This window comes from Amycolatopsis orientalis (assembly GCF_000943515.2).
In the GTDB taxonomy this organism is placed as follows: domain Bacteria; phylum Actinomycetota; class Actinomycetes; order Mycobacteriales; family Pseudonocardiaceae; genus Amycolatopsis; species Amycolatopsis orientalis.
The window spans coordinates 6912976-6939489 of the sequence record NZ_CP016174.1; the positions used below are offsets into that span (position 1 = coordinate 6912976).

Here is a 26514-nt window from a genome sequence, read left to right on the forward strand (position 1 = left end):
GCTCCCGGAGGGCGGGAGCCGTTGTCCAGGTGATGGACGTCATCCCCGCCTGAGTTGCGTACCCGGACTCTGCAGCAATCGGTTCGCGGTGCCCTCGTGGACCCCGGTCAGCACGTCGGCCGCGGCGAGGTCCACGAGCGCCTTCGCGACGTCCGCCGCCGGGGCCGCGGGGTGCAGGGACCGGTACAGCGCGGCCACCCCGGCGACGTGCGCGGCGGCCGACGACGTCCCGCTCAGCACCCTGCCGCCGCTGCCTCCGGCGTTGGGTCCCGGCACGTCCACGCCGGGGGCGAAGAGGTCGACGACCTCGCCGTAGTTCGACGTCGGCCCGACCTGGTCGCTCGCGTCGGTCGATCCGACAGTGAGCGCTTCGGTCACCCGGCCGGGTGAGAACTGTCCCGCGTCGGTGGCCTCGCCGCCCGCCGGGAGGGCGACCGGGACGACCGCCGCGAGCGCGCGGACGGCGGCGTCGAGCTGGTCGTTGGCCGCGCCGCCGATGCCGAGGACGGCGACGGCGGGCTGCTGCGCGTTCTGCGTCACCCAGTCGATCCCCGCGATGATCTTGTCCGTCGCGCCGCCGCCCTGGGCGTCGATCACCCGCACCGGGACGATCTGGGCGCCCTTCGCGACGCCGAAGGTCTTCGACGCGGCGACCCCGGCCAGGTAGGTGCCGTGGCCGTTGGTGTCGGAGGTGTCGGTGCCGCCGTTGAGGAAGTCCTTACCGGGCTTCACCCGGCCGCCGAAGTCCGGATGCGCCGCGTCGACGCCGCTGTCGATCACGTAGACCGTGACGTCCTTGGCGTCGGTCTCGTAGTGGTAGAGCTGGTCGAGACCGGTTCGCTGGTCGATCCGGTCCAGTCCCCAGTTCGGCGGGTTCTGCTGGACTTCCGTCGCGGAGGCGGGCTGCGCCAGGAACACCGTGAGGGCCAGCGCGGCCATGACCCGTACCAGTCGAATGATCATGCCTTGGCTCTACGCCTGTCCCCCGGACGTGGCAACCCCGGAGTGTCACCCGTTCGACTGGTCTTGCCGGATATGGCCACTGACCGTCGATTCCGGGAAGCAGACCAGCGCGTCGAAGGCATCGACGACGTCGACGGGGTTGAACATATGCGCGTGGCGGATGCTCTGGGGCCCCGTGGTTCCGCGTCGCGCGCGGAGATCCACGAGGCCGGTGCCTTCGGCTTCGACGCTTCCCTCCGCCGGATCGTCCAAGTCCTGTTCGTACACGGTGAAACCGAGGCGTGCGGCCGGATCCGGCTTGAGCCCGGTGGTCTTGCCCTTGACCGCGGTGAGCGCCAGCGCGAAGTAGTCGTCGCCGTACTCGGCTGCCAGATGCGTTCCCGCCGAGGGCGCAGTGAGCCCGGGGAACGGCGAGAACGGCACGCGCTGGAGGTGTCCGTTGTGGAGCATCACGACGATCTTCGTGTCGCCGTGGAGCCGCCGGATCAGGCGGACGGTTTCGGCCATGTACGCGTCGCGCGAACCGCTCTGCAGGGCGGGAGCGTCACCTGCCATCATCGCGGCCACCTCGGCGAGGTAGGCGTCGAGGCGCAGCGCTCCTTCGGCATGGTGCTCCGCGACGGCCGTGTTCCCGTAGACAGGACGCAGCGAGGCGAGGTGCGTCTTGAGCCGCGTGAGCGCCGCGGTCGCCTTGTCCCTGGCGGCGGCGTCGAGGGCGGCGTACTTGCCCGGCGCGTCCGCGCTGCTGACCGACGCGTAACCCTTCGTCGCCTCGATGGCGGCGTCGACGAGGTGCACGGCGTTCTGGTCCACAGTGGACAGGTAGGCGCGGACCGCGTCGAGCGACGGCACGGGCGAGCCCGCGGAACTCGGCAAGTCGAGGCCGAAGTAGCGAACGTCACCGCGTTCGCGAAGCCACGTCAGCATTTCGTGCGCTTCGGGCGACTCGCCGAGCGAGAAGGTGAAGCCGTCGCGGCCGATGTCGGCGACGTCTCCGGGAGCGCCCCGCAGCCAGTCGTCGACGAGCTTCCCCTCGGCGAAGCCGGATTCGAAGGCGACCACGCGGAAGCCGCGCTCCTCGACGAGGTGGCGGAGCAAACGATTGCGCAGGTCCCCGAACTCGTGGATGTGGTGGTTGTTCTCGCCGATGGCGACGATCTTCGCGTCCCCGACGAGTTCGGCGAGCTGTGCGACGTCTGACATACTGAGCACCCTAACGCAACAGGAGTCGCAATTGGCAACCTCCGGCACCCAGCGGCCCGGCGGCCGCACCGAGCGGACCCGCCAAGCCGTCCTGCACGCCACCCTCGACCTGCTGGCCGAACGCGGGTTCAGCGCACTGACCGTGGACGCGGTCGCCGAACGATCCGGCGTGCACAAGACGACGGTGTACCGGCGCTGGTCGTCACCGGACGGCCTCGTCGCCGCCGCACTGCAGATGGGCGCGGAGGACGACTGGAAGGCGCCCGACACCGGATCGCTCGAAGACGACCTGTACGAGATCGCGGCGGAGGTCGTGCGCTACTTCACCGAACCGACACTGAAGGAACTGCCGACGGCGTCGGTACTGGCGGCGTTCCAGTCCCCGCAGGCGGCCGAGGCACTGCACGGGTTCTATCAGGACCGGCACGAACGGATGACGCCGATCATGGAGCGGGCCGTCGCGCGGGGCGAGGCCCCCGCCGGGACCGATGGGGCCGAGGTGGTGCGGGCGGTGTGCGGGCCGGTGTTCTACCGGCTTTTCTTGTCGCGGGAAGGCGTGACGGTCGCGGACGCGCGGGTCACGGCACGGGCGGTGGCTGTCGCTGTCCGGGAGGGCGCTTTCGTGGGTCGCGTTTAGCCGGCTAAACGCGATCTCTCGCGGGGATGACTTCCGCATTTAGTCGACTAAATGCAATGAGTGGCTTTGAGTCGGCGCCAGCAGATGATGGCGCAGCCGAGGGTGAGGAAGCCTTTGTGGATGTCTTCGCGGTGACCGGGGCCGCCCCCGCACCGGCGCGATGCCGACGCTCCGCCGCTGCCCCACCAGCCCACCCCTCACACAACGATCGAGACACGACATCAAACCATACCCACGATCATTCCGTTAGGACCCCTAAATGCATTGTTTCGCACCGTATTGAACCTAGTCGATGCGCCATCCATCGGTGTTATGGATGCCGTTTCATGGTTACGCAAAATTACGAACACGTGTTCGACTATTTGCGGTATTATGGAGTCGTGTCCGAGACGATCCTTCCCGAGTTGCCGCAGGAGTTATGGCGCGCTGGCAAGCTGGAGCTTGCCCATGGCGTGCAACAGTTTCTGCGGCTGATCAGGGTCGCTACCGCCGGGCTGGGGCGGTATTTGGCGGAGATCGAGTCTCGGGGCGCGAAAGACTTGTATGGGTATGGTTCGACGGCCACATGGTTCGCTGATGTGGCGGGGCTTTCCTTTGGTGAGGCGCGGCCGGTGGTGAATCGGGCGATCGCGTTGAATCCTACGCGTGGTTTGGATGGGACCGAGCTTCCGCCCTTGGCACCTGCTACCGCGGCTGCGGCCGCTGAGGGGGCGGTCGGGGACGAGCGGATCGATCAGATCCTGACCTTCCTGGCGAACCTCCCTCTCGATACATCGGTGGAGGACCGGGAGCACGCTGATAAGACCCTAGCCGAGCTGGCCCGGCACGCCGGTCCCCGGCAACTGGCCGAAGCCGAACAGAACCTACTCGGCTGGCTCGACCCCGACGGCGCCGAGCCGAAAGAGCCCGAACCGAAACAGCCCCGCCGCGAGTTGACGTTGGAACGCCGCAAAGACGGCTTCTGGAAACTGAACGGCCTCCTCGACGACGAAGCCGGTGCCCGCACCGCCGCTGCCTTGGAGGCGTATGCGTCACCGCGCCCGGTCGACGAATTCGGCCAAGCCGATCTGCGGACCAAACCCGAACGCCTGGGTGATGCGTGGGTGGACCTGGTCGACCTGGCGATCGCCTGCCCGGACCAGCCGGGCACTTCCGGCTACCGGACGCTGGTGCACGTCACCATCGGCCTGGATGAGTTGAAGTCGGGTCTCGGCACCGCCTGTGTGGACTACGTCGGACGATGACCGCCCGCGAGGCCCGGATGGCGGCCTGCGACTGCCTGATGCTGCCGGTGGTGCTGAACGCCGCCGGTGAGCCGCTGGATGTGGGGCGTCTGAGACGGTTCGTCACTCCCGGCCAGCGACGGGCGTTGAACATCCGCGACGGGGGCTGCGCGTTCCCGGGCTGTCATCGGCCGCCGAAGAACTGCCACGCCCACCACATTCACCACTGGGCAGACGGCGGACCTACTGACCTGCGGAATCTCACGTTGCTGTGCGGGTTCCACCACCGGCTGATCCACCACGGCGACTGGCAAGTCCGCATGGCCGCCGACGGGCTACCCGAGTTCATTCCACCCCAATATCTGGACCCGCTACGACAAACCCGGCGCAACACCCTCCACCGCGCCGCCGCCTGACCCCTGCATCACCCGAGGAGCCCGCGCCAGCCACACCGGCGACGGGCCCCTCGGCCTGCCTACACCCTCAAACCGCAGCCAGCCGACGCGTGCGTTGTCTTAGCCGCTCAATACCGGGGCCCTAGAGTCGCCGCATGAGACGGCGGACAGGATTGACGGTAGCCGTGGCAGTAGCCCTGGGCTGGGGCGAATGGTTGAGCTGGCGTTGGTCTCGAACTCTTGTGGGGCACAGCGGGGGCGTCTCCGAGGCGGTGGTCGTGCTGGGGTACCGCAACCCCCAACCGACGGCGAACTTCATCAACCGCTGGCGAGTGCGTGCCGGCCTTCGCTCTATCGCCGCCAACGGGCGGGAAACGCGCGTGATTTTCAGCGGCGGCGCGACCGGCACCGGCGCCGCGGAGGCCCAGTTGATGGCTGACTACGCGAAGTCCGTGCTCAGGTTCGACGGCACAGTGTTCCTCGAAGACAAAAGTAGAACGACATGGGAGAACGTCACGAACGTGATCCCGCTGCTTGAGGACGTCGACCGCATCAAGATCGCCTCCCAGCCGGCTCACGCGCTCAAAGCCCGCGCGTACTTGCGGCGGCAGCGCCCTGATCTCGCCGAAAGGCTCGTGCTCGCGGATGACTACCATCCCGGCGAGTGGCTGATCGTCAAACCGCTGCTGGCGCTGTACGGACTGTGGACGCTCCGCCGCCTCAAAGACGACGAACGGAAGGTCTCGCTCTAGCCGGCCGCCACGGCATCACCGGCAGTTTTGCCGTCAACGGCAACGACTTCAGGCCCCACACTGTTCCCTTCGCGTCCAGAGAGGGAGCCGTCATGACCGAACAAGTCCGCAACCGGCCGCAGGAAATGCCGCGTCAGCTCAAATTCGTCCGTGGCTTCCTCTGGCTTCAAGCCGTCCTCAACATCCTCGTCAGCGCGCTCGTGACCTCCCTCGCGATCAACGAACTCGACCACGGCAACGAAGAAGCCGGTCTGCCACTGGTGCTTGCGCTGCTCGGGTTCGTGGTCGCCGCGGTGCTGATCGCGAGCGCGGTGCGGATTTCCCGTGGGGCGCCCTGGGTACGGACGGCGGTCATCGTCGTGGAGGGGCTGACCGTCGTCATCGCGGCGATCGGGCTGTTCACCGGCGGGCCGATCACCCAGCTCATCGGGATGGGCATCGCGATCGGCATCATCGTCACGCTCAACAAACCCGAGGAACGCGCCTGGTTCACCCGCTGACCAGGGCGAACCGCTGGGCGCGCTCGTCCGCTGCCCACAGGCGGCCCGGATCGTGGCCATCGTCAGTGCTCCGCCGTCACCTTGCGGGCGGCCAGGACAGCGAGGACGGCGAGGGCGAGGGTGGCGCCCAGCCCGATGCCCCAGCCCGCCCCGGTCACCGACGAACTGCTCGGGAGCGCGAAGTACAGCGCGCAGACCATGACGATGCCGCCACCGGCCACACCGGCGAGCAGGGCGACTCCGAAGGCATCCGGGCGCAGCAGGGCGCCGAGGACCGTCCCGATCAGGAAGAGCGCCGCGACGACGAGGTAGAGCGCGCCCTCGTCGGCCCGGCTCGACGAGTAGTCGAAAAGCTCGGCGGCCTCCACGATCAGCCCGGTCGTGCCGACGACGCCGAGCAGGATGGCCGCCACGGCGAAACGGTCGCGGGGTTTGCCCATCCCGAGCCGGAAACCCGGGTCACGCCACATCGCCACCACCGCGCAAACGGCCGCGAGGAGCACGCATCCGTCGGCGAGGACGAAGGGCACGGGGCCGAACGGGATCGACGAGAGCAGCGCCAGCCCGCACAGCATCCCCGGGCCCACCGCGCGGCTCGTCTTCACCCTCAGCATCGCGACTCCGGCACCGGTCACGAAAGCGATGAGCGGCAGGGCGATCCAGCCGCCGTCCTCGAAGAACTCCTCGACACTGTCGCTGAGCGTGAAGATCACGACCAGCAGGTACAGCGCGGCCACGAGTGCCAGCACACCGGCGACACCGGCCATCATGCCGAGCTTCGGCCGCGGCGCCATGGCTCGGTATGGCGGTGCGAACGTCGGTTCCGGCACAGGTTCCGGTGCCGCGACACGCACCGGCGCAGGTTCTGGCTCCGCGACAGGCACAGGTTCAGGTTCTGGCTCCGGGCGCGTCTCCGGTTCCTGGATGATCCGGCCCTCGACCCGCACCACGACCTCGCCCGTCGGCCCGGTCACCGTGACCCGCCCTTCGAACGCCCCGATCTCCGCCTGCTCCAGGAAGATCTCGGCCCCGTCGGCGACTTCGGTCACCCGCAGCCAGGGATCCGACGACGCGAACCGGCAGGCCCGCGCGATCGGCGGCCCGGCCGGCCGGATCCGCGCCACCGGCCGCGCACCACGGACGACCTCGCCGAACCGCACCACGTCGGGCTCGGTGCGCACCCTCGCTTCCTGCCGGGCCAGGTCCGCCGCGTCGGCGATGTGCTGGATGTCGGTCTGCGCCATCGTGGTGAGGACTTCGTGGGCTCCGATCGCGACGGAGAGGTTGTCGCTCGCCAGCCGTCGCTGGAGTTCCGTCACCGCGCCGAGGCGGGTGAACATGTTCGGATCCTCGCTCGCCGCGCGCAGATCGGCGGGCACGGGCGACGGTTTGATCCGGCGGCGCCTGCTCCTGGCCAGGTACAGCTCGCCCTGCATTTCGATGTCGCGGCTGGGCGTCTGGTTCGGGTTCCGCTCGCGGACGCTGTCGAACAGGTAGTCGTAAAGCTCGCTGAGCGCGATCCAGCCGTCTTCGTCGCGATCCGCGTCCCCCGTCCGGAGCCCGTCGACCAGCGCCGAGGTGAACACCGACGGCCGCGCGTGGTCGTCGGCGAGGTTGTCGCCCTCGAAGGCGTACTCGATGGAGTTCGACGCGGTGATCACCGCACGGCCGCGGCCGCCGAAACCGCCGCCGGGGAAGGCGTCGAGGACGTTGACCTCACCGGAGGCGCGCACCGCGACCCCTTGGCTGAAAGCGCCGCCGTAGCAGCAGTCCAGCAGCAGCACGATGCTGCGCGAGCGGCTCATCCGCATGCAGCGCTGGACGAAATCGGCGGGCACCGCACTCGACGCCAGCCGTTCCGGCCGGGTGTTGCGGGCGGCGAAGAACAGCTCACCCGACTCGCTTTTCAAGCCGTGGCAAGAGAAATGCACCAGCAGGACGTCGTCCGGCGCGCTGTCGGCGAAGAGATCCTCGACCCGGCCCGCGATCACGTGCGCCGTCTCGTCGCGGACGACCTGGACGTCGAAATCGCTGATCGTGCGGTCGGCGAGGACCTCGGCGAGCGCCTCGGCGTCGGCCGCCGGGGACCGCAGCGCGCTCAGCCCGGGGTTGTCGTATTCCCCGTTGGCGATGATCAGGGCACGCCGCTCGCCGGTCATGACGCCGAATGCCTGCTCACGAAGAGATCGATGAGCTTGTCCTGGTCGCTGAGACTCGCTTCGGACAGCTCCAGCACGTCGCCGTCGATCTCCAGCCGTACCGTCCGCTTCACCCGTCCGCCGCGCGAAAGCCACTCCCGCACGGCCGTCACCACCGAACGCAGGCCGTCGGCGGACTTCCCCAGCGTGACCAGGAGACCGCCCGCGGTCGCCACGTCGAATCCGCGCGAGCCGGGTGGCGCCGCGCCGGCGGGCAGCGCCTTGACGTCGGGGAGCCCGCGTTCGATCAGTTCCCCTCGGAGGTACCCGGCGAGCTGGTCGACCCGCTCGGCGTCGGCCCCGTCCTCACCCAGCTGGACCCGCACCGCTGACGTCATAACCGGCCTCCCTCACCCGTACGGATCGAGGAAACCTCCCGGCCCGTCCGGCGGCAAGGTCCGATCGGGCAGAGATCTTCACGTCAGCTTTTTTCCAAGTACTCCACGCGATCTTCGTCGACGACGTCGGCGATCATATGCGCGAGTCCCAGGTAATTCCCCAAAGCCGGGTCCTGTTCGACGATTTCCAACGCGCGGGCCCTCGCCTCGGCGATGACGTCCTCGTCCTGCAGCAGCGAAAGCAGTTTCAGCGTCGACTTCTTCCCCGACTGCGCGGCGCCGAGGATGTCGCCCTCGCGGCGGAGTTCGAGGTCCATTCTGGACAGTTCGAAACCGTCCGTCGTGGACTCGACGGCGGCCAGCCGCTCCCGGGTCGTCGTCCCGTCCAGGGTTTCGGTGACCAGCAGGCACAGCCCCGGCACGCTGCCCCGGCCGACCCGGCCGCGCAGCTGGTGCAGCTGGCTGATGCCGAACCGGTCCGCGTCCATGATCACCATCGCGGTCGCGTTGGGCACGTTGACGCCGACCTCGATCACGGTGGTCGCGACGAGCACGTCCAGGTCACCCCGGGAGAACGCCCGCATCACGGCGTCCTTGTCGTCGGCGGGCATCCGGCCGTGCAGGACCCCGATCTTCAGCCCCTTCAACGGTCCTTCGGCCAGCTCGGGCGCGACGTCGAGGACAGCGAGCGCCGGTCGCTTGTCGCCCTTGTCCGACGCCGGTTCGTCGCCGATTCGCGGGCAGACGATGTAGGCCTGGTGTCCCTTGCCGCATTCCTCGCGGACCCGCTGCCACGCGCGGTCGAGCCACGCGGGCCGTTCCGCGACCGGCACCACCGACGTCTTGATCGGCGACCGGCCCACCGGCATCACCCGCAGCGCGGAGATCTCCAGATCGCCGTAGACGGTCATCGCGACCGTGCGCGGGATGGGCGTCGCCGTCATGACGAGGACATGCGGGCTGGTGTCGTCGGCGCCGCGGGAGCGCAGCGCGTCCCGCTGCTCCACCCCGAAGCGATGCTGTTCGTCGACCACGGCCAGGCCGAGGTCCGCGAAGGACACCGTGTCCTGGATCAGCGCGTGCGTGCCGACGACGATTCCGGCCTCGCCGCTGACCGTCTCCAGCAACGCCTTCTTGCGTTCCTTGGCGCCCATCGAGCCGGTGAGCAGGGTCACCTTCGTCGCGTTCTCCGCGGCGCCGAGTTCGCCCGCCTGCCCCAGCTCGCCGAGCATCTCGCGCAGGGAGCGGGCGTGCTGCGCGGCGAGCACCTCCGTCGGCGCCAGCAGCGCCGCCTGCCGCCCGGAATCGACGACCTGCAGCATCGCGCGCAGCGCGACCACGGTCTTGCCACTGCCGACCTCGCCCTGCAGCAGCCGGTTCATCGGATGCTCGGTCGAGAGGTCGCGGGAGATCTCGTCACCGATCTCACGCTGGCCCGACGTCAGCTCGAACGGGAGCCGTTTGTCGAAGGCGTCGAGGATGCCGCCGTCGGTGTGCGGGCAGGCTTTCGCGGGCCGGGAGACCAGGGAATGCCTGCGCTGCGCGAAGATCAGCTGCACCGCCATGGCCTCGTCCCATTTGAGCCTGCGGCGCGCGGAGTTCAGCGCCTCCCAGCTCGACGGGCGGTGGATGCCGCGCAGCGCGCTTTCCAGGCCGGGCAGGCCGTACCGGGCGAGCAGTTCCGTCGGCATCGGGTCCTCGTCGACCTCCAGCACGTCCAGCACCTGCCGGACGGCCTTGGCGATCACCCACGTCGGGATGCCCTGCGCCGCCGGATAGACCGGGATGATCTCGGCGAGGAAGTCGTCCATCGCCTCCGCTTGCCGTTCGGCGTCGAACAGTTCGTATTCGGGGTTCGCCAGCTGGAGGACGTCGCGGAAGGCGGTGACCTTGCCCGCGAAGAGCCCGTTCTTGCCGGGGACGAGTTCCTTTTCGCGCCAGGCCTGGTTGAAGAACGTGCATTGCAGACGGCGTTTGCCGTCGGTGATCACCATTTCGAGCAAGGTGCCGCTGCGGGACTTCATCCGGCGCTTGTTGACGCGTTCGATCCGCGCCATCACGGTCGCGTGCTCACCGAGTTCGAGTCCGGCGATGTCGGTGAGCTGGCCGCGTTCGGCGTAGCGTCGGGGATAGTGGCGCAGCAGGTCGCTGACCGTCTCGATCTTGAGGCCGTTGGCGAGTGCCTTCGCCGTCGACGCGCCCACGACCAGTTTGAGGTCCGCGCGCAGGTTCGTCATGCGGTCACTCCACCCCCATCAGCAGCACGGCGTCGGACTGGCCGCCGGCGTAACTCGTCAGCTCGATCTCGGGATGTTCCAGGCGGAGCTGATCGGCGAGTTCGCCGGGCAGCCGGACCGGCGCGTCGACGCCGGTCAGCACGGTGACCAGCTCGCCGCCGAGGGCCAGCATCCGGTTCAGCACGCTGACCGCCGCCGCGACCAGGTTCGTCTCCGAGGCGGGCGCGGGCTCGATCAGCACGACCTCGCCGTCGACGAGGCCGACGACGTCACCGGCCTGCGCCCGGCCCACCCAGGTTAGCGACTCCTCCTGCGCGATCCGCAGTTCGCCACGCCTGGTCGCGGCCGCCGCTTCGGCCATCGCGACCACGTCGTCGTTGGTGCGGCGGTCCGGGTCGTGCACGGCCAGCGCGGCCAGCACCTGGACCGGCGAGACGCACGGGATGACGACGACGTCCCGGTCCGCGGCCATCGCGTGGCCCGCCGCCGCGTCGGCCGCCTCGGTCAGCCGTTTGCCACCGGGAAGGACGGTGACGTGGTGACCGGCGGCCTCGTTGATCAGGCCCAGCATCTCCTCGACCGTCGGCGAAACCCCCGGCGGCACGGAGAGCACCGCGCCCCCCTCGGCCCGCAGCAGTTCGGCCAGCGGCCCGCCGTGGACCACGGCGACCACCGAACGGTCGATGCCGCCGCCGACCTCGACCGGGGTGGGGGTGATCAGCGGCTCGACCCGGACTTTCCGGGGACGGCCCAGCTCGATCCCGGCCTCCAGCGCCGCGCCGATGTCCGCGCAATGCACGTGGACGGCGAAGCCGCCCGCGCCGTCACCGGCCACGGTGACGCTGTCGCCGAGCCCGCTGAGGGTCTTGCGGAGGCCGGGGAGGCGTTCCTCGTCGACGCCGTCGAGGAGGTACATGACCTCCCAGGCCGTCGGTGTCTCGGTCGCGTGGTTGTGGTGCACCTCGAGCGGATGTTCCGGTTCGGTGGCGCCGCCGGAGATCACGCCGGAAAGGGCGTCGAGGACCGCGACGAGGCCGCGGGCGCCCGCGTCGACCACCCCGGCCACGGCCAGGACGGGAAGCTGTTTCGGGGTCTCTTCCAGGGCCTCGGCGGCGACGCTCGCCGCTGTCGCGGCCACCTCTTCGAGTGACCCGGTCGCGCCGCGGACGGCCGCGGCGACGGTGTGGAGGACGGTCAAAATGGTCCCGGCGACCGGACGGCTCACCGCACCCGTGGCGGCCTGGTCGGCGAGCCCGAGCGCCTCCGCGAGCCCTGGCCCGTCGAGGTCCCTGGTCGCCGCCGATTCGGCGATCCCGCGGATGACCTGCGACATGATCACGCCGGAGTTGCCCTTGGCCGCCGCGACCGCGCCCTTGGCGAAGGCCGACAGCGCCTCGGCGGTGTCCTCCGGCTCGGCCCCGGCCAGCGCGTCGCGAGCGGCGGTCATGGTGAACAGCAGGTTGGAGCCGGTGTCGGAGTCGGCGACCGGGTAGACGTTGATGCCGTCGATCGCCGGCCGCAGCACCGACAGGCTGTGCACACAGGCCGCCGACCAGGCCGACACCGCCGCCACGTCCAGCACCCGCACCTGTAACCTCCTAGCTGTTCCAGCGAGGGTATCGACCCGGTGCCGGAGGTCTCTGAGCCACTGGTTACTATGGTCGAGTTGCCCAGCATGCTGGGCGCGTCATTCTTTGTCCCAGATCCAGAGGAGTTCGACGTGGCTGCCGTGTGCGACGTCTGTGGCAAGGGACCGGGCTTTGGCAAGTCGGTCTCGCACTCCCACCGGCGTACCAACCGCCGGTGGAACCCGAACATCCAGACTGTTCACGCCAAGATCGGTCTGTCCCAGCGCAAGCGCCTGAACGCCTGCACCTCGTGCATCAAGGCGGGCAAGGTCGTTCGCGGCTGAGCCGGGTTTTTGGGGAATGGCGGGTGCTCTTCGGAGCACCCGCCATTTTTTATGCGCGTTCAGTCCTCTGGATGCGGTACTTGTGCATGCAAAGGACCGCATCCAGAGGACTAAACGCGAGAAAAGGCTAGGGGAGCTTCCAGTCAACGGGGGCGGAGCCTTGCTGCTCCAGCAGCTGGTTCGCCCGGCTGAAGGGACGCGAGCCGAAGAAACCGGCGTGCGCCGAGAGCGGGCTCGGGTGGGCCGACTCGATGCACGGCACCTTCCCCAGCATCGGCTTCAGGTTCCGCGCGTTGCGGCCCCACAGGATCGCCACCATCGGCTCGTCCCGCGCGGCGAGGGCCTTGATGGCCTGCTCGGTGACCGCTTCCCAGCCTTTGCCCTGGTGCGAGTTCGACTTCCCGGGCTGCACCGTCAGCGACCTGTTGAGCAGCAGCACACCCTGGTCCGCCCACGGCGTCAGATCGCCGTTCGACGGCAACGGGTGCCCGAGATCCTCGCAATATTCCTTGTAGATGTTGATCAGGCTCTTCGGGATCGGCCGGACGTCCGGCGCCACCGAGAAGCTCAGGCCGACGGCGTGCCCCGGCGTGGGATACGGGTCCTGGCCGACGATCAGCACCCGTACGTCGTGGAACGGCTGCTGGAAGGCCCGCAGCACATGCTCACCCGCCGGGAGATAGGTCCGGCCCGCGGCGATCTCCGCGCGGAGGAATTCCCCCATCGCGGCGACCTGCGGCGCCACCGGTTCGAGGGCCTGCGCCCAGCCTGCTTCGACGATGTCCTGCAGCGGTCGTGCGGTCACGGCGTGCGAGCTTACTCACGTCACCCGATACGGCGGAGTTCGACCCTGAACCGGGCCGCACGCTCGACATAGCCGTCGACCACGAGCTTGATCATGTCCGGCCCGAACGACGTGTTCGGCCGCGTCTTCGCCGGGACGCCGAGCGCGATCTGCCCACTGTCCACATGGGACCCATAGGAGAGAACCGCGCCCGCGCCGACCATCCCGCCGTCCTCGACGACGGTTCCGTTCAGCACCACCGATCCCGACGCGATCAGGCAGCCCTCGCCGATCCGCGCGCCCTCGATGTGCACGGAATGCCCGACGGCGGACGACTTCCCGATCACCGTCGGGTCCTGCCGGGTGCAGTGCAGGACGCAGCCGTCCTGGACGTTGGACCGCTCGCCGATCTCGATGCGGCCGTGGTCGCCGCGCAGCACCGTCTGCGGCCAGACCGACGCGAACGCCCCGATCCGGACGTCGCCGATCACCGTCGCGTCGGGATGGACGTAGGCGTCCGGGTGGATCGAGGGTTCGAGGTCGCCCAGTGCGTAGATCGGCATGCGTTCTCCTAGACCAGTGGCTTGCCGAAACAGATGCTTTCCGGCTCGTCCTTGTAGTACCCGAAGCCCGGCATCTCCCGATAACCCGCCGACCGGTACAGCGCGATGGCTTCCGGCTGCTTGTGCCCGGTTTCCAGCACCATGCGCAGCCGCCCGGCCTCGGTGGCCGTCCGCTCCAGGTCGGCGAGGATCGCCCGCGCGAGCCCCCGGCCCCGCGCCGAAGCCGTCACGTACATGCGCTTGATCTCGGCGTCACCGGGCACCAGCGGGTCCGGTCCTTCGTGCGACCGCCACGCTCCACACGCGACCGGGACGTCGTCGAGGTAGGCGGCCAGGAACAAGCCCCTCGGCGGGGCGAACTGCGCCGCGTCCATCGGCGTCTCGTCTTCGCTGCCGTACCGGGCGGCCAGCTCGAGCTGGGCTTCGGCCAGCAGTTTCACCGCGTCGGGGTGGTCGTAGGGCAGCACGCGAAGGTCCATGGACGCGAGATTAGCGAGAAGCCGGATCGCGGGGGGTGCCGAGCGCTAGGTTCTGCTCATGTCGATCGAAGCCCCCCTCACCGGTCTCGCCGAGGCACCCTCGCGCCAGGCCCGTAACTCCGCCGCGTTCTGGGCCGCGACCGGCCGCGCCCGCGGTCATGAGGTGATCCGCCGCCGCGGCTTCCTCGCCGTCGCCGGTGACGAGCGCGCGGGCCTGCGTGTCCTGATCCAGGAACCCGATCTCACTGCCGACGAGGTGGCCGAGATCACCGACCTCACCGGGCGGGCGACCGGCCCGGTGGACGCCGAGGATCCCTTCAGCGCCACCGATCTCAACCACCTCGGGGACATGCGCAGCTGGCAGATGCCCGTCATGCTGTGGCCGCCCGCCCCCGTCGCCGAACCTTCGATGGAGGTGTCGCGGGTAACCGGGGAGGACGACCTGCGCGCGGCCGAACGAGCCGTGATCGCGGGCTTCGAACTCGCCCGCTTCGAGCCCTACCGCGCGGGCGAGCTGTTCCCCATGGCCTTGCTCCGGGAGGCCGGGGTCGAGGTGTTCGTGGCGCGGCTCGACGGCGAGGTCGCCGGAGCGTGCGTCACCGCCGTCGAGGACGGCTTCGGCAGCCACTACTGGGTCGGCACCCCGGACGCCTTCCGCTCTCGTGGCGTCGGCCGCGCCGTCATGCTCGGCTCCCTCGCTCCGCTGGCCGGGATGCCGGTCACGCTCACCTCTTCCCGGCTGGGCAGGCCGCTGTACGAATCCCTCGGGTTCACCGTCGCCGGCGAATCGACCTGGTGGGCCACCCGCTGAGCCGGTGAGATCAGCGCCAGTGCGCCCAGCCGCTGTCGTGTCCGTAGGGCTTCCCGTCCACCGTGACCCCCGAATCCGGCATGGTCACCACGCCGATCTCCGTCCAGCCCTCCGGCAGATCGGCGAAGGCGGGGAAGGTGGCCGCGAACGCGTGGTCCTCGCCGCCGGTGAGCACCCATTTCAGCGGGTCGGCGCCGAGCGCGGTGCCGACCTCGGTCAGCCTGCTCGGGATGTCGAGGTCGGCCGTCCGCACGTCGATCCCCACGCCGGAGGCGACGGCGATGTGGCCGAGGTCGGACAGCAGTCCGTCGGATACATCGATCATCGACGTCGCGCCGCCGTCGGCCGCGCGGATACCCGCCTCGTAATCCGGTTCGGGGCAGCGCTGCGCGTTGACCACGCTGACCGGTGAGCGGAAGCCCCGCCCGAGCACGGCGAGCCCGGCGGCCGCCCAGCCGAGCCGTCCGCACACCGCGACGACGTCGCCGGGCCGGGCGCCGGACCGGGTCACCGGTTCCCGGCCACCGAGGTCACCCAGCGCGGTGACACTGATCACGATCTGGTCGGCGCCCACCATGTCGCCGCCGACGATCCCGACGCCGGCGCGTTCGGCTTCGGTCCACATGCCCTGGGTGAGTTCGGTGACGAGCGCCGTCTCGGTGTCCGGCGGGCAGGCGAATCCCACGAGGACGGCCGTCGGGCGGGCGCCCATGGCGGCGATGTCGGTGAGGTTCACCGCGACCGCCTTGCGCCCCACCTGATCGGCGCTGGACCAGTCGAGGCGGAAGTGCACGCCCTGCACGAGGACGTCGGTGGAGGCCACCGTCCGGCCGTCCGGAGTGGCCACGACGGCCGCGTCGTCCCCCGGTCCGAGCAGCGTCGTCTCCGGCTGTTTCCGGCCGGCCGTCACCGCTTCGATCAGCCGGAATTCACCGGTCCCGGCGACCGTGCCGTCATTCGGTGACACCCGTCACCTCCACTTTCCCTTGTCCGGACAAATGTCGATCACCGATAGTCGGATGCCCTAGGTTTTTCCCGGGGCTGGCGATACGTTGCTACAACGTTCCTACCTTGAGCCGACTTTTACGAAGGGGCGCGCCGTGGTCCACGCATACATCCTCATCCAGACCGAGGTCGGCAAAGCCGCCGCGGTCGCCGCGGAGATCTCCACCATCTCCGGTGTCACCAGTTCGGAGGATGTCACCGGCCCCTACGACGTCATCGTCAAGGCCGCCGCCGACACCGTCGACCAGCTCGGCCAGCTCGTCGTCGCCAAGGTGCAGAACGTGGAAGGCATCACTCGGACACTGACCTGCCCGGTCGTGCATCTGTAAGAGGTGGTGTAGTGGTCCGGTGGCTGACACGGACACCGGCGCTCCCCCGAAACCACTGCTGATCGCGGCCGCCTGCCTGGCGATCCTGCTCCTCGCGGGGGTGGCTGTCTTCGGGCTGACCCGCGGTGCGGATTCCGACGCCCCGGCCGCCGACGGTCCTCTCCCGCTCGTGCCGGTCCCGGCGCCGCAGTCGGGTTCGCCGGACTGCGCGAAGCTGATCGGCGCGCTGCCGCACGAGCTCACCTCGTCCGGGAACACCCTGGTCCGGCGGAAACTGGCCGACCCCGCCCCCGAGGCGACGGTCGGCTGGGGCACCGGCGACCCGGTGGTCCTGCGGTGCGGGCTCGGCAAACCGCCGGAGCTGACCCCGACCTCGCAGCTGCGGACGATCAACGGCGTCCAGTGGCTGCAGGTCGAGGGCGAGGGCTCCGCCACGTGGTTCGTGGTGGACCGTCCCGTCTACACGGCGCTCACCGTGCCGGGCACCGCGGGGACCGGGCCGCTCCAGACCGTTTCGGACGTCATCGGCGCCAATCTCCCCGCGGTACCGCTGCGCTTCTGATCAGGGCAGGAGCAGGCTCTTGCCGGTGTACCGCCGCGCCTCGATGTCCGAATGCGCGGCGGACGCCTCCGCCAGCGGGTACGTCCGGCCGATGACCGGCGTCAGCGCGCCGTCGGCGGCCAGCCGCAGCACTTCCCGCACCCGCCGCGGCGTCTCCGGCCAGAAACCGACCAGCTGCGCCATGTCCACAATGGTCAGCCGGGCCCGGTCCGCGTCGCCGATCACGGTCTCCGCGCCGCTGGACATGCCGTAGCCGGAGACCCGGCCGCCGTTCTCCAGCAGCGCGAGCGAGGCCGCGCCCAGTTCGCCGCCGACGCCGTCGAACACCACGTCCAGCCGTCGCCCTCCGGTGCGGGCGAGGACCTCGCCGGTCCAGTCGGGCGTCGCGTAGTCGACCGGCTCGGCCCCCAGTTTTCGGGCGATGGCGGCCTTTTCCGCGCCGCGGACCGCCGCGATGACGGTGGCACCCGCCGCACGGGCGAGCTGCACCAGCAGGCTGCCGAGACCGCCGACGCCCGGTGCCACCAGGATCCGCTCCCCGGCCACGACCGGGGTCTTCTCCAGCAGGGCCAGCGCAGTGCTGCCGTCGTCGAACAGCGCCACCGCGTGCTGGGGGTCGAGGCCTTCGGGGATCGGGAAGGTGTCGTCGGGCCGCGCGATGACCGTGTCCGCGTAGCCACCGCCGTATCCGCCGGCCGCGTGGGTGATGACGGGCTTGCCCAGCCAGGTCTCGTCGACTCCGGCGCCCACCGCCTCGACGATGCCCGCCACCGCGCCGCCCGGCACGTACGGCGGCTCGACCGCGAACACGTCGGGGCCTTCGCCACGGCGGATGAGGGCGTCGAGCCAGCCGACCCCGGCCGCCGTCACCGCGACGCGGAGCTCACCCGCGTCGGGGTCCGGAGTGGGCAGCTCGATCGGTTCGAGAACGCCGGGATCGCCGAAGCGGGACACTCTGATCACATGCATGACCAGAAGCTATGACCTCCACCTTGCTGGAGGTCAAGATTCAGCCGCCGAGCACGGAAAGCAGGGGCTTGAGGGCGGCTTGGAGGGCTTCTCGCGAACAACCCGCGTACCCGATGAGGTTCCCGAACACCGTCGGTGTCCCGGCGAAGTGCCGGGCGAGCCCGTCGAGCCGGATCCCGGCGCGTTCCGCCGCCGCCATCCGCGCCGCCTCCTCTTGCGCCGATCCACAAGGGACGACCAGATGCGCCCCCGCGTCGTCGCCGAGCACCGGGATCCCCGCCGACGTCAGCGCGGCCGAAACCAGCGACCGGCGCTCCGACAGTTCCCGCCGGAGCTTCCGCAGATGCCGCCCCAGATCTCCGTGCCGTGCCAGTTCGACGAGCACCCGCTGCCCGGCCGGCGACGGACGGGTGCCGGTCGCCTCCCGGTATTCCAGCACCGCGGCCGCGACCTGCGGCGGCGCGACCATCCAGCCCGCGCCCAGCGCCGGGGTCAGGATCTTGCTCGTGGTCCCGAGATGCGCGACGACGTCCGGAGCGAGCGCCGCCAGCAACGGCAGCGGCGCGACGTCGAACCGCAGCTCGCCGTCGTAGTCGTCCTCGATCACCAGCATGCCCTCGGCGCGGGCGAGTTCGACCAGCTCGACACGGCGGGAGGCGCTCATCCGGCTGCCGAGCGGATACTGATGCGCGGGCGAGCAGTACACGGCGCGCACGCCTGCCGGGATGGCGTCCGGGCGCAGGCCCTCTTCGTCGACTTCGGCCGCGACGACCTCCAGCCCCGCGCGCCGGAACGCCTGCACCGCGCGCTGATAACCCGGCTCCTCGATCGCGACCCGGTCGCCGCGCGAGAGCACCGCGCCCGCGAGTTCGATCACCGCCGCCGTGGTGCCGCCGGTGGCCAGCACGGTCCCGGCGGCGAGGCCGCGGTGCCGCAGCAGATGCTCGGACACCGCGTCGCGGTACGCGGGCAAACCGACCCTGTCCTCGCGATAGGTCGGGCGCGGGTCGGCGGCCGCCCGCCACGCGCGGCGCCAGGCCGCCTTCTCGAGTCCGTCGGCCCATGGCACGCCGGGGGTGAGGTCGACCAGTGTGGGCGGCGTGGCGGGGGTGCCGGGCACGGGACCTTTCGACGGCCTGTCCGCGGGCGGTGTCGTGGTGACGTACGTGCCGGAGCCGTGACGTCCGGCGATCCAGCCCTCCGCGTGAAGCTGCTCGTACGCCGCCGACGTCACGGTGCGGCTGACGCCGAGCCGGTGCGCGAGCGCCCTGGTCGAGGGCAGCCTGTCGCCACCGCGCAGATGCCCGTCGCCCGCGGCCGTGCGCAGGGCGTCGGCCAGCTGGACCGCGAGGGGGACGAGCGAATCGCGGTCGAGACTGACCGGCAGGGCGGTGTCGGACATGCTGTACTCCGCGCTCCTGAGGAAGTGGCCTTCTCAAGTATAGGAGAATTGGACGTTATTACAGGCCACTCTCGTGGGTGAGACTACTCGCATGTCCACCCCGCTCTCCCCCACCGGCCGGACCACCCTCGGCCGCAAGAAGAACCGCGCGCTCACTGACCGATCGGCGCTGTACGCCGTGCTCGACGAAGCCCTCGTCTGCCACCTCGGTGTCGTGCGCGACGGCGTCCCGCTGGTCATCCCGACCGGCTACGGCCGCGACGGGAACACGCTCTACCTGCACGGATCCACCGGCGCGCGGAGTATGCGCGATTCCGACGGCGTCGAGGTCTGCGTCACGGTGACCCTGCTCGACGGCATCGTCTACGCGCGTTCGGTCAACAACCATTCGATGAACTACCGCAGCGCGGTGATCCTGGGCAAGGCCACCGCGGTCACCGACGCCGAGCGGAAGATGCACGGCCTTCGCGTGCTGACCGATCACCTCGCGCCCGGTTCCTGGGAACACGCGCGGGACATCAACGCGAAGGAGTTCGCGTCGGTTTCGGTGCTGGAACTGGACCTCACCGAGGCGTCGGTGAAGATGCGCGGCGAGGGTCCCGACGATCCCGAGGACGAGGTCGCGGCCGATCTCGCGTGGGCGGGGGTGCTACCGGTGCGGACCGTGTTCGGGGAGCCGGAGCCGTCGGCCGACCTGGTGAGTGAGTGGACGGTGCCGGACCATGTGAAGCGACGGGTCGGGTAGGCCGTCGCGGATGTTATGAACGGGACTTTCATAACAAATTTTGTTATGAAAGTCCCGTTCATAACATCTTTTTCGTCCTCGGGTCCGGAGGAGCCTTTTCCAACCTGGTTGTGGCTCGGGGCTGAAGGGCGCTTTCCCCGCATCGCATGCGGGGAAAGCGCCCTTCGCCGCGTGAGATGAGGGGAAGGGGCCCTTCAGCCCGCTCCCGCCCGACGCCAGGTTCCGGGTGGTGGTGTCGCCCCTTCGGCAAGGCGGACGGGCCTTGATCAGGTCGCGAGGGAGCAGGGTCACATCCCCCACCCCGGAACCCCCGGATGGAAAAGTCGCTATGAAAGGACCTTTCCTTGCAAATTTTGCAAGGAAAGGTCCTTTCATAGCGAACACTGGGGGGGTTACGGGCGGTGGCGTGGCAGCCGCACAGTGAAGGTCGTCGACCCAGGCTCGCTCTCCACCTCGATCGTCCCGCCGTGCGCCGACACCAGCGAGAGCACCACCGAGAGGCCCAGCCCGGTCCCGCCGTTGCCGCGGGTGCGGGCGGTGTCGACCCGGTAGAACCGGTCGAAGATCCGGTCCCGCGCGTCCGGCGGGATGCCGGGGCCGGTGTCGCTCACCCGCAGGACGCATTCCGCGTCCGACGCCGAAGCCGACAGCGTGACCGCCGTCCCGGGCGGCGTGTGCACCGCGGCGTTGGCGAGCAGGTTGTCCAGAACCTGCCGCAGGCGCACCGGATCCGCTTGCAGGACAACACCTTCCGGCAGCGGTCCGACGCTCAGCGGATGCTCGGGGCGCCCGGCGGCGAAGGCCTCCCCCGCGTCGGTGACCAGCTCGGCGAGGTCGACGTCGACCAGGCGCAGCGGCGCTTCGGTCTCCGGCGCGTCGAGGCGCGCGAGGAGCAGGAGGTCGTCGACGAGCACGCTCATCCGCTCGGTCTCTTCACGGATCTTCGACAGATGCGCCTCGCGTTCGGCGGGTTCGTTCGCCGCCGCGTAGCGGAAAAGCTCGGCGTAGCCCCGGATCGACGTCAGCGGCGTGCGGAGTTCGTGCGAGGCGTCGGCGATGAAGCGCCGCAGCCGTTCGTTCGCCTCGCGGCGCGCGACCAGTGAGGAATCGAGGTGCGCCAGCATCACGTTGAACGCCGTCCGCAGCTCCTCGACCTCGGCGCCGCCGCCGTTCGCCGGTGCCCGCACCGGGAGATCGGCGTTCGTGGTGAGGTCGTGCGACGCGATGTCGTGCGCGGTCCCGGCCATGTCGCTCAGCGGCCGCAGCCCGCGCCGCAGCACCAGCCGTCCGGCGATCACCAGCACCGCCAGCGCCAGCAGGAACGCGACGACCTCGACCATGATCAGCTGGCTCACCGTCCGGTCCAGATCCGCCTGCGGCGCGGCGCTCACCAGCACGATGTTCTGGCTGGGCTCGATCGGGCAGGCCCGGACACGGTAGGTGCCCTTGTCCTCGATGTAGACGGTGCGCAGGACCTCGGTTTGCGTCGCGTCCTCGGCGACCTTTTCGAGCGCCTTCGTGTCCGGCGGCAGCGAACCGCCCGACTGCGGCAGCGCGTCGCCGTCCCGCACCGCGAAGACCGCGGAGAACCAGCCGTAGGACTGCTGGGGTTTCCCGCCGTGCGTGGTGCGCAGCGACGGGACCTGGCTGATCTGGGTCTTGGCGAGCTGTTCGTCGAGCCGGTCGTTCAGGTAGCCCTTCATGATGCCGACCATCACGGTGCCGACGACGGCGAACACGACCAGCGCCAGCGCACCGAGCCCGAGCGCCAGCCGGGTGCCGAGCCTTGATCGGCGCCAGGCGTCGAGCCACCGGCGCAGCATGGTCATCTCGCCGCCTGCCGGACCACGTAGCCCACTCCGCGCACGGTGTGGATCAGCGGTTCGCGGCCGGCGTCGAGTTTGCGGCGCAGATGCGAGATGACGAGTTCGACCACATTGGACCGCCCGCCGAAGTCGTACTCCCAGACGTGGTCGAGGATCTGCGCCTTCGTCAGCACCGAGGGCGAACGCCGCATGAGATACCGCAGCAGTTCGTACTCGGTCGGCGTCAGCTCGGCGGGTTCGCCGTCGCGCGCGACCTCGCGGGTGTCCTCGTTCAGGGTCAGATCGCCGACCCTCAGCACGGCCGCCGTCCTGGCCTGCTTGCTGCTGCGGCGCAGGACCGCGCGCAGCCGCGCCATCAGCTCCTCGACGGAGAACGGCTTGACGAGGTAGTCGTCCCCGCCGCGGGTGAGCCCGGCGACGCGATCCGCCGTCGCGTCCTTCGCGGTGAGGAAGACGACGGGCACGGCCGTCCCGGACTCGCGGAGCTTGTCCAGCACGGTGAACCCGTCGATCCCGGGCAGCATCAGGTCGAGCACGACGATGTCGGGTACGAATTCGGCCGCCCGTTCGAGGGCGGCCTCGCCCGATCCGGCGGTGACCGCCTGCCAGCCCTCGTAGCGGGCGACGGTGGCGACCAGATCCGCGATATGCGGCTCGTCGTCCACCACGAGCAGGCGAACGGGGTTCTCGGTGTGCACGAACCCCATCCTCCGTGACCGCGCGCGCGAGGGCGAGGCGGGAGCGCACACGACAGGAAGCCGACAGCTTCCGCCCAGAAAGGTCACAGGTTGGCACCGCAGGCTCGGTACTTGAACCGGACCGGAAGGGACCACGTGTGACCACCATGACGCAGACCGCCGTGAAACCGCGCCCGGCGATCCGTCCCAGGATCGCCGCACGCGCCGGGCTCTTCACCTTCCTCGGGGCCAACGTGGCCGCCGTGACCATGCTCTTCTTCGCCGCCGGGCCGTCGGACAACGTCCTCATCAGCATCGGCAGGCTGGCCGGGCTGTACGGGGCGCTGGCGATGGCGTTCCAGCTGCTGCTGGTCGCCCGGTTGCCGTGGCTGGACCGCCGTCTCGGCATGGACCGGCTCACCGTCTGGCACCGCTGGACCGGGTTCAGCCTCCTGTGGACGCTGCTCGCCCACTTCGTCTTCATCGTCTTCGGCTACGCGCAGGTCGAGGACAACGGCGTGGTGGACGAGTTCGTCACGATGGTGACCAAACTGGAGGGGATCCTGCGCGCGGTCGTCGCGTTCGCGCTCATCCTGCTGGTCGGCGCCGTTTCCGCGCGTTTCGCACGACGGCGGCTGGCCTACGAGACCTGGCACTTCATCCATCTGTACACCTACGCCGCGGTCGTGCTGGCGTTCACCCATCAGATCGCGCTGGGCGGGTCGTTCGCTTCCTCGCCGGGCGCACAGGCCTACTGGTGGGCGGTGTGGGGTGTCGCTCTCGGCTCGGTGGTCGCCGGCCGGGTCGGGCTGCCGCTCGCGCGGAACCTGCGGCACCGCTTGCGGGTGGTCGCCGTGGTCCCCGAATCCCACGACGTCGTCTCCGTGTACATCTCCGGCAAGGACCTCGACAAGATGCCCGCGAAGGCCGGGCAATTCTTCCTGTGGCGCTTCATGACCCGGGATCGCTGGTGGCAGGCGAATCCGTTCTCGCTGTCGGCCGCGCCCGACGGCCGCACCCTGCGGCTGACCGCGAAGGCCGCCGGTGACGGCAGCGCGTCGTTGCGTTCGCTGAAGGTCGGCACACGGGTGTTCGCCGAAGGACCGTACGGCGCGTTCACCACGATGCACCAACGGAAACCGGACGCGCTGCTGGTGGCGGGCGGTGTCGGGATCACGCCGATCCGCGCGCTGCTGGAGGAGATCTCCGGGCACGTCGTGGTGCTCTACCGCGTCCGCGACGAACGCGACGCCGTCCTGCTGCCGGAACTGACGGGGCTGGCGCGGGCACGCGGCGCGGTCGTGCGAGTCCTCAGTGGACCGTCCGATCAGGCCGGTCCGCACGGTCCGGTACTCGGCGCGCACAACCTTCTGCGGCTGGTGCCGGACGTGACGGAGCGGGACGTCTTCGTCTGCGGGCCGCCCGGGATGACCTCGGCGACGTTGCGCAGCCTGCGTGAACTGGGCGTGCCGAACCAGCAGGTCCACGCCGAACGTTTCAGTCTCGCCGCCTGAGCCAGGGAGTCCCCGATCATGAAGAAGACCATCGTCGCCGCCACGGTCGCCCTTTCGGCCGCCGGGTTCCTCGGTGTCTGGCTGTACGAACCGGGTCCGCTCGGTTCGGAGACCGTGGCCGTCGCCGCGCCCGCCCCGTCCTCGTCCACTGAGTCCACTGAGTCCTCTTCGGACGGTGGCGCCTCCGAAGGTGCGGAGCGCACCATCGACGGCTCGGTGGAGAGCAACCGGTACGGCACCGTCCAAGTGCGACTGGTGATCTCCGCCGAGGACAGGATCTCCGAGGTCCAGCTGCTGCGACGGCCGACCAGCGGCCGCGGGGTCGACGCGATCCCGGTCCTGCAGGCGGAGACGCTGACCGCGCAGAGCGCCGACATCGACACCGTCTCCGGGGCGACGTCGACGAGCGAGTCGTACGTCAAGTCGCTGCAGGCGGCGCTGGACGCCAGATGAACCGCGTCGAGCAGGTGATGGGGCTGCCGGTCTCGGTCGACGTCCGGGCGGGCGGCGAACTCGTCGAGCACGCCGTCGACGGTGTCTTCGGCTGGCTGCGCGAGGTCGACGACCGGTTCAGCCCGTTCAAGGCCGGAAGCGAGGTCTGCCGCTACGACCGCGGCGAACTCGCCCCGTCGGAACTGAGCGACGACCTGCTCGAAGTGCTTTCGTTGTGCGACCACTACGAACGGCTGTCCGGCGGGGCGTTCACCGCCCGGCTCCCCGGACGGCGGCTCGACCCGAACGCGGTCGTCAAGGGCTGGGCCGTGCAGCGGGCGGCGGGACTGCTGCTGGCCGAGGGCCTGGACGTCTTCTGTATCAACGCCGGCGGCGACGTCGTCACCTCCGGCGAACCGGAACCCGGCCGCCCCTGGCGGGTCGGCATCCGGCATCCCGAACGGCCGGACTCGCTCTGCGCCGTGGTGGAGTCCTCCGGCGGCGCCGTCGCGACGTCGGGGGAATACGAACGCGGAGCCCATATCCTCGACGGGCGGACGGGGCGCCCGGCCACCGGGCTGCTGAGCGTCACCGTCGCCGCCGACGACCTCGTCACGGCGGATTCGCTGGCCACGGCCGCTTTCGCGCTGGGGACCGAGGGAATCGCCTGGGTCGCTTCGCAACCCGGTTGCCAGGTCCTGATCATCGACGCGGAGCGCCAGGTGCACCGGTCGCCGGGGCTGCGGCTCGGTTAAATCCGTTGGCCGGGTCTCCCGGGCTCGGGCAGACTGCGGCGTCATGACCTCTGTCGTACAGAACTTCTTTTTCGACTGTGCCGACGCTTACGAGCTAGGGCGTTTCTGGAGCGGCGTCGTCGGCAAGCCGATGGCCGACGACGACCGGCCCGGCGATCCCGAGGCGATCATCATGATGGACAACGGGGTCACGCTGTACTTCGGGCAGGTCCCGGAGCCGAAGACGGTGAAGAACCGCATCCATCTCTGCCTCGAACCCGACATCCCGCGCGACGAGGAGGTGGAACGCCTGCTGAAGCTCGGCGCGACCCTCCTGCACGACCGGCGCAACCCGGACGGCACCGGCTGGGCCGTCCTCGGCGACCCCGAGGGCAACGAGTTCTGCGTGCTGCGCAGCGCCGCCGAAAAGGCCGTGGCTTCGTGAACGACTACCTCACCCTCAACCGCGCGAACTGGGACGAACGCGCCCCGGCGCACGCGGCGTCGGCGGACTACGGCTACGACCGGTTCGTCAAGGACCCCGCGCATCTCAGCGGCGTCGTCCGGTTCGACCGGCCGCTGCTCGGTGACATCTCCGGTGCGCGTGGCGTGCACCTGCAGTGCCATATCGGCACGGACACGCTTTCCCTGTCCCGCCTCGGTGCGCGGATGACCGGACTCGACTTTTCCCCGCCGTCGCTGGAGATCGCGCGACGGCTGGCCGCCGAGACCGGCGCGGAGATCGACTACCACGAGTCCGATGTGTACAGTGCCGCCGACGTGCTGGGCGCCGGGGAATTCGACCTGGTCTACACGGGAATCGGCGCGCTCTGCTGGCTTCCCGACATCGCCCGCTGGGGACGGACGGCCGGCGCGCTGCTGCGGCCGGGCGGGCGGCTGTTCATCCGGGACATGCACCCGATGCTGGGCACCCTCGACGAGACGCAGCCGGTGATCACGCCGCGGTACCCGTACTTCGAGCAGACCGAACCGCTGGTCTTCGAGGTGCCGGGGACCTATGTGGACACCGACGTGTCGTTCCAGCACAACCGGACGCACGAGTGGAACCACGGGCTGGGCGAGATCGTCATGTCGCTGCTCGACGCGGGGCTGACGCTGACGCGGCTGGTGGAGCACGACAGCGTGCCGTGGAACGCGCTGCCCGGCTTCATGACCGTGGACCCCGCGACGGAGGAATGGCGGCTGACGAAGGACCCTCAGCGGCTGGCGGCGAGTTACACGATCGAGGCCGTGAAACGCGTCTAGAGGACTAAACGCGGGCTGCGCGTCCAGAGGACCAAACGCGCGGCGAACGCTCCGTCAC

General features: G+C 69.9%; 27 protein-coding genes and 1 pseudogene. 14 read left to right on the plus strand and 14 right to left on the minus strand.

Annotated features, from left to right (window positions below; translation table 11 throughout):
- Positions 1-39: 39 nt before the first annotated feature.
- Positions 40-939, minus strand: a complete 900-nt coding sequence (locus tag SD37_RS29945) for a S8 family peptidase (RefSeq protein ID WP_044855597.1) — start codon at positions 937-939, stop codon at positions 40-42.
- Positions 940-1008: 69 nt separating this feature from the next.
- A complete protein-coding gene (locus SD37_RS29950; protein ID WP_044855598.1) occupies positions 1009-2166 on the minus strand; it encodes an erythromycin esterase family protein in 1158 nt (385 codons plus the stop codon).
- 31 nt (positions 2167-2197) lie between these two features.
- Here SD37_RS29950 and SD37_RS29955 point away from each other — a divergent pair, with 31 nt between their 5' ends.
- The 4 genes and pseudogenes from SD37_RS29955 (at position 2198) to SD37_RS29970 (ending at position 5673) form a co-directional block, all read left to right on the plus strand.
- Positions 2198-2803 (plus strand): TetR/AcrR family transcriptional regulator, encoded by a 606-nt coding sequence (locus tag SD37_RS29955; protein WP_044855468.1) that lies wholly within the window; start codon positions 2198-2200, stop codon positions 2801-2803.
- A gap of 380 nt (positions 2804-3183) precedes the next feature.
- Positions 3184-4442, plus strand: a pseudogene (locus SD37_RS29960) (HNH endonuclease signature motif containing protein).
- 164 nt (positions 4443-4606) lie between these two features.
- On the plus strand, positions 4607-5173 hold the full coding sequence (locus tag SD37_RS29965) for a YdcF family protein (protein WP_236725144.1): 567 nt from the start codon (positions 4607-4609) through the stop codon (positions 5171-5173).
- Positions 5174-5265: 92 nt separating this feature from the next.
- Positions 5266-5673, plus strand: a complete 408-nt coding sequence (locus SD37_RS29970; RefSeq protein ID WP_044855470.1) for a hypothetical protein — start codon at positions 5266-5268, stop codon at positions 5671-5673.
- Positions 5674-5735: 62 nt separating this feature from the next.
- Here the strand turns inward: SD37_RS29970 and SD37_RS29975 are convergent, their stop codons facing one another.
- From SD37_RS29975 to SD37_RS29990, 4 genes are all read right to left on the minus strand, one after another.
- Complete coding sequence (locus SD37_RS29975) at positions 5736-7832, minus strand: caspase family protein (RefSeq protein ID WP_052675127.1); 2097 nt, start codon at positions 7830-7832, stop codon at positions 5736-5738.
- A complete protein-coding gene (locus SD37_RS29980) occupies positions 7829-8209 on the minus strand; it encodes a hypothetical protein (RefSeq protein WP_044855471.1) in 381 nt (126 codons plus the stop codon). The genes SD37_RS29975 and SD37_RS29980 overlap by 4 nt, the downstream gene beginning before the upstream one ends.
- A gap of 83 nt (positions 8210-8292) precedes the next feature.
- Positions 8293-10446, minus strand: coding sequence for an ATP-dependent DNA helicase RecG (gene recG / locus SD37_RS29985; protein ID WP_044855472.1), 2154 nt, complete (start codon positions 10444-10446; stop codon positions 8293-8295).
- A gap of 4 nt (positions 10447-10450) precedes the next feature.
- On the minus strand, positions 10451-12034 hold the full coding sequence (locus SD37_RS29990) for a DAK2 domain-containing protein (RefSeq protein WP_065913013.1): 1584 nt from the start codon (positions 12032-12034) through the stop codon (positions 10451-10453).
- A 132-nt stretch (positions 12035-12166) separates the two neighbouring features.
- Between SD37_RS29990 and rpmB the strand changes: the two genes are divergently transcribed.
- Positions 12167-12358, plus strand: coding sequence for a 50S ribosomal protein L28 (gene rpmB, locus SD37_RS29995; RefSeq protein ID WP_007031450.1), 192 nt, complete (start codon positions 12167-12169; stop codon positions 12356-12358).
- Between the two features lie 127 nt (positions 12359-12485).
- On the opposite strand, the gene SD37_RS30000 is transcribed toward rpmB, so the two are convergent.
- Genes SD37_RS30000 through SD37_RS30010 form a run of 3 tightly spaced genes read right to left on the minus strand, consistent with a single transcriptional unit; the run spans position 12486 to position 14184 of the window.
- Positions 12486-13163: a uracil-DNA glycosylase gene (locus SD37_RS30000; RefSeq protein ID WP_037313025.1), complete on the minus strand. Its 678-nt coding sequence runs from the start codon at positions 13161-13163 to the stop codon at positions 12486-12488.
- Between the two features lie 20 nt (positions 13164-13183).
- Positions 13184-13705: a gamma carbonic anhydrase family protein gene (locus SD37_RS30005; protein WP_044855474.1), complete on the minus strand. Its 522-nt coding sequence runs from the start codon at positions 13703-13705 to the stop codon at positions 13184-13186.
- Positions 13706-13713: 8 nt separating this feature from the next.
- Positions 13714-14184, minus strand: a complete 471-nt coding sequence (locus SD37_RS30010; protein WP_044855475.1) for a GNAT family N-acetyltransferase — start codon at positions 14182-14184, stop codon at positions 13714-13716.
- Positions 14185-14242: 58 nt separating this feature from the next.
- Here SD37_RS30010 and SD37_RS30015 point away from each other — a divergent pair, with 58 nt between their 5' ends.
- Complete coding sequence (locus tag SD37_RS30015; protein ID WP_044855476.1) at positions 14243-14995, plus strand: GNAT family N-acetyltransferase; 753 nt, start codon at positions 14243-14245, stop codon at positions 14993-14995.
- Between the two features lie 10 nt (positions 14996-15005).
- Here SD37_RS30015 and SD37_RS30020 read toward each other — a convergent pair whose 3' ends face one another.
- Positions 15006-15962, minus strand: coding sequence for a thiamine-phosphate kinase (locus tag SD37_RS30020; RefSeq protein WP_044855477.1), 957 nt, complete (start codon positions 15960-15962; stop codon positions 15006-15008).
- A 133-nt stretch (positions 15963-16095) separates the two neighbouring features.
- Here SD37_RS30020 and SD37_RS30025 point away from each other — a divergent pair, with 133 nt between their 5' ends.
- Positions 16096-16329: an Lrp/AsnC ligand binding domain-containing protein gene (locus SD37_RS30025; protein WP_005160289.1), complete on the plus strand. Its 234-nt coding sequence runs from the start codon at positions 16096-16098 to the stop codon at positions 16327-16329.
- A 19-nt stretch (positions 16330-16348) separates the two neighbouring features.
- On the plus strand, positions 16349-16891 hold the full coding sequence (locus SD37_RS30030; protein WP_044855478.1) for a DUF3515 domain-containing protein: 543 nt from the start codon (positions 16349-16351) through the stop codon (positions 16889-16891).
- Here the strand turns inward: SD37_RS30030 and SD37_RS30035 are convergent, their stop codons facing one another.
- Entirely contained in the window at positions 16892-17860 is a 969-nt protein-coding gene (locus SD37_RS30035; RefSeq protein ID WP_065913014.1) for a zinc-binding dehydrogenase, read from the minus strand.
- 40 nt (positions 17861-17900) lie between these two features.
- Complete coding sequence (pdxR, locus tag SD37_RS30040; RefSeq protein ID WP_044855480.1) at positions 17901-19262, minus strand: MocR-like pyridoxine biosynthesis transcription factor PdxR; 1362 nt, start codon at positions 19260-19262, stop codon at positions 17901-17903.
- A 91-nt stretch (positions 19263-19353) separates the two neighbouring features.
- On the opposite strand from pdxR, the gene SD37_RS30045 reads away from it, so the two are divergent.
- The gene (locus SD37_RS30045; RefSeq protein ID WP_044855481.1) at positions 19354-20007 is read left to right on the plus strand and encodes a pyridoxamine 5'-phosphate oxidase family protein; all 654 of its coding nucleotides are present in this window, start codon (positions 19354-19356) and stop codon (positions 20005-20007) included.
- A gap of 392 nt (positions 20008-20399) precedes the next feature.
- Here SD37_RS30045 and SD37_RS30050 read toward each other — a convergent pair whose 3' ends face one another.
- Together SD37_RS30050 and SD37_RS30055 are read right to left on the minus strand one after the other, a co-directional pair.
- Positions 20400-21836 carry a sensor histidine kinase gene (locus SD37_RS30050; RefSeq protein WP_044855482.1) on the minus strand — a complete coding sequence of 479 codons (1437 nt, stop codon included), beginning with the start codon at positions 21834-21836 and terminating at the stop codon, positions 20400-20402.
- Complete coding sequence (locus tag SD37_RS30055) at positions 21833-22531, minus strand: response regulator transcription factor (RefSeq protein ID WP_044855600.1); 699 nt, start codon at positions 22529-22531, stop codon at positions 21833-21835. The genes SD37_RS30050 and SD37_RS30055 overlap by 4 nt, the downstream gene beginning before the upstream one ends.
- Before the next feature lie 146 nt (positions 22532-22677).
- Between SD37_RS30055 and SD37_RS30060 the strand changes: the two genes are divergently transcribed.
- Genes SD37_RS30060 through SD37_RS30080 form a run of 5 tightly spaced genes read left to right on the plus strand, consistent with a single transcriptional unit; the run spans position 22678 to position 26456 of the window.
- Positions 22678-24024: a ferredoxin reductase family protein gene (locus SD37_RS30060; protein WP_044855601.1), complete on the plus strand. Its 1347-nt coding sequence runs from the start codon at positions 22678-22680 to the stop codon at positions 24022-24024.
- Between the two features lie 18 nt (positions 24025-24042).
- Positions 24043-24477, plus strand: a complete 435-nt coding sequence (locus SD37_RS30065; protein WP_044855483.1) for an FMN-binding protein — start codon at positions 24043-24045, stop codon at positions 24475-24477.
- Complete coding sequence (locus SD37_RS30070; protein ID WP_044855484.1) at positions 24474-25211, plus strand: FAD:protein FMN transferase; 738 nt, start codon at positions 24474-24476, stop codon at positions 25209-25211. Before SD37_RS30065 ends, SD37_RS30070 begins: the two co-directional genes overlap by 4 nt.
- Positions 25212-25254: 43 nt before the next feature.
- On the plus strand, positions 25255-25635 hold the full coding sequence (locus tag SD37_RS30075; protein ID WP_044855485.1) for a VOC family protein: 381 nt from the start codon (positions 25255-25257) through the stop codon (positions 25633-25635).
- Positions 25632-26456: a class I SAM-dependent methyltransferase gene (locus SD37_RS30080; RefSeq protein ID WP_044855486.1), complete on the plus strand. Its 825-nt coding sequence runs from the start codon at positions 25632-25634 to the stop codon at positions 26454-26456. Before SD37_RS30075 ends, SD37_RS30080 begins: the two co-directional genes overlap by 4 nt.
- The last annotated feature ends 58 nt before the right edge of the window (positions 26457-26514 follow it).

What these genes read in the sequence shown, in the direction of transcription:
- SD37_RS30060 (WP_044855601.1), top strand. Translation starts at nt 22,678, where the DNA reads ATGACGCAGACCGCCGTGAAACCGCGCCCGGCGATCCGTCCCAGGATC.
- SD37_RS30075 (WP_044855485.1), top strand. Translation starts at nt 25,255, where the DNA reads ATGACCTCTGTCGTACAGAACTTCTTTTTCGACTGTGCCGACGCTTAC.
- SD37_RS29950 (WP_044855598.1), bottom strand. Translation starts at nt 2,166, where the DNA reads ATGTCAGACGTCGCACAGCTCGCCGAACTCGTCGGGGACGCGAAGATC.
- SD37_RS29945 (WP_044855597.1), bottom strand. Translation starts at nt 939, where the DNA reads ATGGCCGCGCTGGCCCTCACGGTGTTCCTGGCGCAGCCCGCCTCCGCG.
- pdxR (WP_044855480.1), bottom strand. Translation starts at nt 19,262, where the DNA reads ATGTCCGACACCGCCCTGCCGGTCAGTCTCGACCGCGATTCGCTCGTC.
- SD37_RS30010 (WP_044855475.1), bottom strand. Translation starts at nt 14,184, where the DNA reads ATGGACCTTCGCGTGCTGCCCTACGACCACCCCGACGCGGTGAAACTG.
- SD37_RS30015 (WP_044855476.1), top strand. Translation starts at nt 14,243, where the DNA reads ATGTCGATCGAAGCCCCCCTCACCGGTCTCGCCGAGGCACCCTCGCGC.
- SD37_RS30050 (WP_044855482.1), bottom strand. Translation starts at nt 21,836, where the DNA reads ATGACCATGCTGCGCCGGTGGCTCGACGCCTGGCGCCGATCAAGGCTC.
- SD37_RS30070 (WP_044855484.1), top strand. Translation starts at nt 24,474, where the DNA reads ATGAACCGCGTCGAGCAGGTGATGGGGCTGCCGGTCTCGGTCGACGTC.
- SD37_RS29980 (WP_044855471.1), bottom strand. Translation starts at nt 8,209, where the DNA reads ATGACGTCAGCGGTGCGGGTCCAGCTGGGTGAGGACGGGGCCGACGCC.
- recG (WP_044855472.1), bottom strand. Translation starts at nt 10,446, where the DNA reads ATGACGAACCTGCGCGCGGACCTCAAACTGGTCGTGGGCGCGTCGACG.
- SD37_RS30065 (WP_044855483.1), top strand. Translation starts at nt 24,043, where the DNA reads ATGAAGAAGACCATCGTCGCCGCCACGGTCGCCCTTTCGGCCGCCGGG.
- SD37_RS30035 (WP_065913014.1), bottom strand. Translation starts at nt 17,860, where the DNA reads ATGCATGTGATCAGAGTGTCCCGCTTCGGCGATCCCGGCGTTCTCGAA.
- SD37_RS29970 (WP_044855470.1), top strand. Translation starts at nt 5,266, where the DNA reads ATGACCGAACAAGTCCGCAACCGGCCGCAGGAAATGCCGCGTCAGCTC.
- SD37_RS29975 (WP_052675127.1), bottom strand. Translation starts at nt 7,832, where the DNA reads ATGACCGGCGAGCGGCGTGCCCTGATCATCGCCAACGGGGAATACGAC.
- SD37_RS30005 (WP_044855474.1), bottom strand. Translation starts at nt 13,705, where the DNA reads ATGCCGATCTACGCACTGGGCGACCTCGAACCCTCGATCCACCCGGAC.
- SD37_RS30045 (WP_044855481.1), top strand. Translation starts at nt 19,354, where the DNA reads ATGTCCACCCCGCTCTCCCCCACCGGCCGGACCACCCTCGGCCGCAAG.